The organism is Geopseudomonas sagittaria, from assembly GCF_900115715.1.
GTDB classification, from domain to species: domain Bacteria; phylum Pseudomonadota; class Gammaproteobacteria; order Pseudomonadales; family Pseudomonadaceae; genus Geopseudomonas; species Geopseudomonas sagittaria.
This window is the reverse complement of record NZ_FOXM01000029.1, coordinates 22750-29070: the sequence shown is the minus strand read 5'-3', so window position 1 is coordinate 29070 and position 6321 is coordinate 22750. Positions and strand designations below refer to the sequence as shown.

Annotated in this window: 4 protein-coding genes; all 4 read right to left on the bottom strand. The window is 68.1% G+C overall.

Features of this window, described 5'->3' with window-relative positions; all coding sequences use genetic code 11:
- A partial coding sequence (locus BM297_RS20765) for an aldehyde dehydrogenase family protein (protein ID WP_139231105.1) occupies positions 1-261 on the bottom strand: 261 nt, incomplete at its 3' end.
- Between the two features lie 205 nt (positions 262-466).
- A complete protein-coding gene (locus tag BM297_RS20760) occupies positions 467-2065 on the bottom strand; it encodes a methyl-accepting chemotaxis protein (protein WP_092435623.1) in 1599 nt (532 codons plus the stop codon).
- 290 nt (positions 2066-2355) lie between these two features.
- Positions 2356-4140, bottom strand: a complete 1785-nt coding sequence (locus tag BM297_RS20755) for a PQQ-dependent methanol/ethanol family dehydrogenase (protein WP_092435620.1) — start codon at positions 4138-4140, stop codon at positions 2356-2358.
- Positions 4141-4297: 157 nt separating this feature from the next.
- Entirely contained in the window at positions 4298-6202 is a 1905-nt protein-coding gene (locus BM297_RS20750; protein ID WP_092435617.1) for an SLC13 family permease, read from the bottom strand.
- Between the last annotated feature and the right edge of the window lie 119 nt (positions 6203-6321).

The following is a 6321-nucleotide window of genomic DNA, read 5'->3' as shown; positions in this document are numbered from 1 at the left end:
GATCTTCAGCAGCAGGTTGGAGCGGTCCTGCACCGAGGTGCGGCCCCAGGCGTCGGCGGCGGCATGCGCGGCGTCCAGCGCCAGCTCGATGTCGGCAGCATCGGAGCGGGGGAATTCGGCGATCACTTCGCCGGTGACCGGCGAGGTGTTGGTGAAGTACTGGCCCTTGACCGGCGCGACGAACTCACCATTGATGAAGTTGCCGTAGCGCGGCTTGAGGGAAAGGATGGCGCCAGCGGTACCCGGTTGTGCGTAGATCATGCTCATGGCCTCTCTTTTATTGTTGCGGTCCGGACTGGTTCTGGTTCTGCGCGGACTGTGGGTTGATGGTGTCAGTCAGCGCACGGCGCCGGTATGCGCCGTTGGAATGCAGAAGCTCGTTATTTGGTAGTAACGGCCGCTGAAAGTTGGCACGCACCCGGCCAAAGCGCAAGGCGCCGGCACGGGCCGGCCTCCAGGGTGCGACTCAGGCCGCGACGGGAGCGGATTGTCGCGCGCTAGCCGACACCACGGTTTCCGGCTGGTAGCCCAGGCGCAGGCCGCCCCAGTGCCGGCCCTGGATGAAGATCGGCACCGACAGGTCGTGCATCAGCTCGCCGGTATCGCGGGTGTAGGTCTGCATCAGCAGCGCCTGCTGGTGGCTGCCGCAGCGGATCCCGGTGCGGTCGGTGAACAGCCGCTTGCTGCGGCTGTGCGCCATGTCCAGCTGCGCATCGCCGGTCAGCGGCTGGCTGAACGCCCGGTTGTGGGTCGGCACATAGCCATCCGGGGTGCAGGCGATGGCGAACACCACGCCCTCGTGACGACTCAGCAGCGGCTCCTGGATCGCCGGCAGGACCTCATCGGTAAAGCGGTCGAAGCGGGTGGCGTACTTCTGCGGATGGGTGCCGGGAATCGGCTGGTAGCGGCGGTCGAACAGATCATCCAGGCTGATCCGGCCGCCCTTGATCGCCGCCTCGAACTGCCGGGCGATTTCCAGGGCCCCCTCGCGCGCCAGGTCGTAGACGCGCTGGTGGTAGTCGTCGAGGGCCACCGCGGCCAACTGCTCGCTGATGGTCTCGGTCAACTCCTCCAGCTTCACCGCCTCGCCCTCCAGGCGCCGGGTCTGCTCGTCGCTGACCGCCAGGTCGCTGCGCATCTGCCCCACCGCCTCGAACAGGCTACCCAGCTGGCAGCGATTGTTGTCCGAACCGGCGGCAATTTCGCTGATCTGCTGTTCCACGCCGATCGACAGCGCGGCGATGCTGTCCAGGTGCTGGCCGGCGCGCTCGACCTCGGCCACCCCGGTGACCAGTTCGGCGGACAGACTGCGGATCTGCTCGACCACCTCGCCGGTCTGGCGCTGGATCTCGCCGATCATCGTGCCCACCTCGGCGGTCGCCGCCGCGGTGCGCCCGGCCAGGCTGCGCACCTCGCCGGCCACCACGGCGAAACCGCGGCCATGCTCGCCGGCGCGCGCCGCCTCGATGGCCGCGTTGAGCGCCAGCAGGTTGGTCTGGCTGGCGATCTCCTGGATCACCCCGGTGACCCGCTGGATCTCCGCGCTGCGCCGGTTCAGCGCCTCGATCAGTTCGCGGCTGGCGCCGGCCTGCTGGCGCAGCTGCTGCATGCGGCCGATGGTGTCGACCAGCACACGGCGGCCGGCATCGCTGCTCTGCCGCGCCTCGATGGCGGCCTCCACCGCCTGGCGACTGAGCGCCGCGGTCTGCGCCTCGGTGGCAATCATCATCTCGGCATTGCCGACGATGCGCGCGGCGGCATCGACCTGCGACTCGACCCGCGCGGCCAGGTGCTGCACCGAATAGGCCACTCCTGCCGCCGACAGGGCATTGTGACTGACCGAAAAGGACAGCTCGCGGGCCAGCTTGCCGACATCGACAGCGGCCGCCGTGCCACTGCCGGAACGCCAGCGGCGCCAGGCCAACGGCAGCCAGGGCAACAGGAGCAGCAGGAGCAGGCACAACCAGAGGGGCAGCCAGCCCATGCTCAGGGCGGCGACCGACATGACGGCCAGCCCTCCCTGGGCCAGACGCATCAGTGCGGAACGGGAAAAATCGGATGACATGGCAACTCCTTGCTGGAGGCGGGCCACCACGGGGACGGCGGCAGCGGCATGCCGGGCATTCCTGCTGACCGCCGGGTGGCACTGCATTGTTCTTTTCTTGTAGTTTTCGTAGCCCGGCAGGCACTGCAGGCCCACCGGCGCAATCACGGCCCAGGTCGCAAAGCCGCATAAGTATCCATCGACCAGCGGCCGCCAGACTTTAGCCCCGATGCCTAAGACATGGCCGGCGGCGCCAGAAACGAAAGGGCCGGCATTAAGCCGGCCCCCTGTGTGACGCGCCCTGGATCAGATCAGCGCTTGGCAACCGCCGCCACTTCCTTGGGCAGCTTGAAGGTCCACACCATGCCGCCCTGGTTGAAGTCCTTGATGCGCTTGGCCACCTCGCCGCCCCACAGCGGCACGGCGCCGCCCCAGCCGGACAGCACGGAGACGTACTGCTCGCCGTCCATCTCCCAGGTGATCGGCGAGCCGATCACGCCCGAGCCGGTGTTGAACTCGTAGAGTTTCTTGCCGGTCTTGGCGTCGAAGGCCATCAGGTAGCCTTCCGGGTTACCGGTGAACACCAGGTTGCCCTTGGTGGCCAGCACGCCGCCCCACAGCGGCGCGTAGTTCTTGTAGCGCCAGACTTCCTTGCCGGTCTTCGGGTCGATGGCGCGCAGCACGCCGATGTAGTCCTCGTTGAGCGGGTGGATGGTGAAGCCGGCGCCCAGGTAGGCCGCGCCCTTCTTGTAGGCGGTGCCTTCGTTCCAGATGTCCATGCTCCACTCGTTGGACGGCACGTAGAACAGCCCGGTGTCCTGGCTGTAGGCCATCGGCATCCAGTTCTTGCCGCCGAGGAACGACGGCGCCACGGTGACCGTCTTGCCCTGCGCGCCGGCGTCGTTCGGCGAGCCCGGACGGTTGGCGTCGTCGTAGATTGGCCGACCGTTCTTGTCCAGGCCCTTGGCCCAGGTGATCTTGTCGACGAACGGGAAGCCGCGGATGAACTTGCCGTTGGTGCGATCGAGCACGTAGAAGAAGCCGTTGCGGTCGGCGGTGGCCGCCGCCTTCACGGTCTTGCCGCCGTCCTGGTAGTTGAAGGAGACCAGCTCGTTGACGCCGTCGTAGTCCCAGCCGTCGTGCGGGGTGGTCTGGAAGTGCCACTTGATGGTGCCGTCGTCCGGGTTCAGCGCCAGGCGCGAGGACGAGTAGAGGTTGTCGCCGGGGCGCAGGTGCGAGTTCCACGGCGCCGGGTTGCCGGTGCCGAACAGCAGCTGGTTGGTTTCCGGGTCGTAGTAGCCGCCCAGCCACGGCGCCGCACCGCCGGTCTTCCACAGGTCACCCGGCCAGGACTTGCCGGCCTCGCCGCCGGTGACGCCGTGCTCAACCTTCTTGCCGTCCTTGTAGACATAGCCCATGTGGCCTTCCACGGTCGGACGGGTCCACAGCAGCTCGCCGTTGCTCGGGTTGTAGGCCTCGATCTTGCCGACCACGCCGAACTCGCCACCGGACACGCCGGTGATCAGCTTGCCGTTGACCACCAGCGGCGCGGCGGTGATCGAGTAACCGGCCTTGTAGTCGGCCACGGTCTTCTTCCACACCACCTTGCCGGTGTCCTTGTTGAGGGCAACCAGCTTGGCGTCGAGGGTGCCGAAGATCACCAGGTCGCCGTACAGGGCGACACCGCGGTTGATCACGTCGCAGCACGGCATGATGCCGTCGGGCAGGCGCGCATCGTACTGCCACAGCTCCTTGCCGGTGCGCGCGTCCACCGCGAACACCCGCGAGTAGGAGGCGGTCAGGAACATCACGCCATCCTTGACCAGCGGCTGGGCCTGCTGGCCGCGCTGCTTCTCGCCACCGAAGGAGAAGCCCCACACCGGGCGCAGCTCCTTGACGTTGTTGGCGTTGAGGGCATCCAGGGTGCTGTAGCGCTGCCCCTGCAGGCCCATGCCGTTGGTGACGATCTGGTCGGGGGTCTGGGCGTCCTTGAGAATTTCGTCGTCGGTGACGGCCCAGGCCGACATGCCGGACAGCACCAGCGCGAGGCTCAGGGCGGTCCGGGCAAAAGAATGGGTGAGACCGGAGTGATTCATTGCGGCTACCTCTGCGGGTTCATTGTTATCGCCGGGAATTTTTCCCGGTCTGCAGGGAATTCTTCGCCGCAGGGGGTAGCGCAACAATTGATCGCAGGGGGCAAAGACATGCTTCCTTGGTAGCAATACCCCGCCGCAAGGCCCGCACGGCGGCACCTTACAGCGGCCAGACCCACAGCAGCATGGGCACCCCCACCGCCACCACGATCACCTCCAACGCCAGCCCCAGGCGCCAGAAGTCGCCGAAGCGCAGGCCGCCAGGGCCGAGGATCAGGGTGTTGTTCTGGTGGCCGATGGGAGTGAGGAAGGCGCAGGAGGCGCCCACCGCGATGGCCATCAGGAAGGCATCGGCATTCACCGCCAGCAGCTGGGCGCTGCTGAGGGCGATCGGGCACATCACCGCGGCGGTGGCGGCGTTGTTCATCAGATCGGAGAGGAACATGGTCACCACCAGCAACAGCACCAGGGCCAGTACCGCGTCGCCGCGCGCCAGGTAGTCGAGCAGGAAGCGGGCGATACTGCCGGCCGCGCCGCTGCTCAGCATCGCATCAGCCACCGGCAGCATCGCACCGAGCAGCACGATCACCGGCCAGTCAATCGCCGTGTACAGCGAGCGCGGCGGCACTATGCCGAGCACGGCGAAGGCCAGCGCACCGGCGGCAAAGGCCAGCGCCGGCGGCAGCAGGTCGCTGGCAGCGACGGCCACGCTCAGGGCCATCACCAGGCCGGCGAGCAGCGCCTGACCCTGCCTGGGCACGCGGATGTCGCGCGGCGCCAGCGGCAAACAGCCGAACTGCCCGGCAAAGCCGGCCAGCGCCTCGTTGCCGCCCTGCATCAGCAGCACATCGCCGGCACGGACCGGCGTCGAGCGCAGGCGGCGGATCATGCGCAGACCCTGACGCGAGATGGCCAGCAGATTGATGCCGTAGCGGCTGCGCAGCTCCACGTCGGTGGCCGAGCGGCGGATCAGCGACGAGCCGGGCATCACCACCAGCTCCTGGATCACCACCTCCTCCGCACCGCTCCTCGCGGCCTCCCTGGGCGCTTGCTGGGCAGCAGCCTGCCCCTCTTCCGCCACGCGCTGGCCGTCGACCAGCGGCGGGCGGCCGGCTGGTTCGGTCTCGGCGCTCTCGGCAGTCCCGGCGCTCGCCGCGCTCTCCGGCGGCGGCGCCGGCACATCCTCGACCAGATGCAGGCCTAGGCTGGACAAGACCTTGGCCAGCGACTCCGGCTCGACCTCGACGATCAGGATGTCCCCCGCGTGCAGCCGCCGACGCGGGCCGGGCGCGACCACCCGAATGTCATGGCGCACCAGGCCGACGATCTGCGCCTCGGCCTCGTCGAGCATCTGCTCGACCTCGTGCAGGGTCTTGTTGGCGGCCTTGCTGCCCTCGGTAATGCTCACCTCGCTGAGATAGGCTTCGCTCTCGAAGCCGCCACTGGCGGCCGGACCATGCGTGGGCACCCAGCGCCAGCCGAGCAGACCGATGAACAGCACACCGAACAGCGCCACGGCCAGGCCCACCGGGGCGAAGTCAAACATGGCGAAGCCGCCCAGTCCGCTGGCCTCGCGGTAGCCGGAGACGATCAGGTTGGGCGGCGTGCCGATCAGCGTGGTCATGCCGCCGAGGATCGAGGCGAAGGACAGCGGCATCAGCACCCTGCCCGGCGCCAGCTGGTGTTTCGCCGCCATCTGCAGGGCGATCGGCATCAGCAACGCCAGGGCGCCGACATTGTTCATGAACCCCGACAGCACCGCGGCCAACACCAGCAGCGCCAGCAGGCTGGCCGTCGGCCCGACGCCGCCGGGCAGCAGGCGCTGCGCCAGGATGTCCACCGCGCCGCTGCTCTGCAGGCCATGGCCGAGCACCAGCACGCAAGCGACGGTGATCACCGCCGGGTGCCCGAAGCCGGCGAAGGCCTCCTCCACCGGTACCAGGCCGAGCAGCACGCAGGCCAGCAGCGCCGCCATCGCGACCAGATCGTGCCGCCAGCGGCCCCAGAGAAACAGGGTCAGGGCAGCCAGCAGCACCGCGACAATCGCAACCTGAGAGCCCGCCATAACGCGCCTCGCTTCGGGTGGCACCCCGTGCCGACTGCCATGAACCCTAGTCAGCGACGGACGGGGCGACAAGGCGGCAACGAGCGGCGAAATCGCTTAACCTTGCCGCGCTCAAGTGT